Source organism: Cyanobacteriota bacterium (assembly GCA_025054735.1).
In the GTDB taxonomy this organism is placed as follows: Bacteria; Cyanobacteriota; Cyanobacteriia; order SKYG9; family SKYG9; genus SKYG9.
In genome coordinates, this window is sequence record JANWZG010000661.1 from 1 (window position 1) to 1,273 (window position 1,273).

Consider the following 1,273-nt stretch of genomic DNA (forward strand, 5'->3'; position numbering starts at 1 on the left):
GATCGGCATAGCAACTAGGTAACCACCAATACCCCACAGCAACCAAGGACTGCGCCAATGGAGTCGGAACCAGTCGGATGACAATGGATGATAGGGTTTGATTGACCCGTATAGGGTGAGTAGCCCTGCTAGCGCCACACCGATATAGTTGATGAGAATCCACAAGGCGCGATCGCGCTCACCAAAACTGGATGGGCTAATCTGAAGCACGCTAAACAAAGCAGGCAGAAGTAAGTAGGGAATGAGAAATTGTCCTAGCCAAAAGAACCCCAGGATGAACACTTGCCAGACCACTTCTCCATCCCAAGGTACTGACCAACCAGACATGTCTAAACTAGCCAGCAGAGAGGTTTTGCCCTTGAACAATGCTTGCAAAATGAGAATCAGCAGGATGCTACCCCCTACAATCACGCCTATAGACGGAATTACTGCCAGCGTAATCAAGCGAGTCATTGCTTGTTGGGCCTCAGTTTGGGCTGTGGTTTGCAGATCCAGTAGGCGATTAGTCTGTTGGGTCACGTTATAGAGCCGAGCTAGTGCTTGATAGCGAAACCAGCCCGTTAAGTTAGCTTGCAGTAGTGATTCTGCCTGAGGAACAACATCAGGAGATTCCTGCCACAAACCAGTAAGCACCGATGCCGTTTTTATCAGGGCATTGGGAGGTAGTGGCTCTAGAGTTTCTAGGGTTTTCCAGGTAGTGATGGCAGCGGATATGGCCTGTTGTTGGGTTTGCAGAATGCCAATCCGTAGAGCTAACCTTGCTTGCAAGTTGGACAGTTCGGATTTAGCCGCAACTTGAGGCTTAACTTGAGATTGAATTTGGCTGGTCTGTTGGCGAGCTTTCTCGTAATCTCGCAGGGCAGCTTTAATAGGATCCTTACCCAGCAGGGCATTCTGAAACTGTTGCACACTGGCACTGGTTTCACTGTCTAGCAGCGATGCTTGCAGCAGTAGGTCGGTTTGACGTAGCTCTAGTTGGCTCTGAATCTGGGGTTTGCTCCAGCTTTCGATTAGGGAGTTGCCCATAATAACGATCGCAAGCAGGGTAAGCAAACCTAACAACAGGCGTTTTAGTGTCATGGTGTTCTCAACGGCATGGATACCTGTTTAGATGGTTTAAATGGTTACTTTTGTCCAGGCTAGATAGGGCAGGCGATCAGCTACAGCACGAATTTGATCAGCCTGAGCAACTAGTTGCCCACAGGCATCCCAGGTGCCTGTCATCAACATTTGACGAGACCCCTCTGGCATGGTTACCGCTATGCTCATGTCA

At 49.4% G+C, this 1,273-nt stretch carries 2 protein-coding genes; both read right to left on the minus strand.

Translation table 11 applies throughout. The features are described 5' to 3' along the window. Positions 1-1,080, minus strand: a 1,080-nt coding sequence (locus NZ772_19175; GenBank protein MCS6815679.1) for a CPBP family intramembrane metalloprotease domain-containing protein, incomplete at its 3' end; no start/stop codon positions are given. 36 nt (positions 1,081-1,116) lie between these two features. Next, positions 1,117-1,273, minus strand: a 157-nt coding sequence (locus NZ772_19180) for an isopropylmalate isomerase (protein MCS6815680.1), incomplete at its 5' end; no start/stop codon positions are given.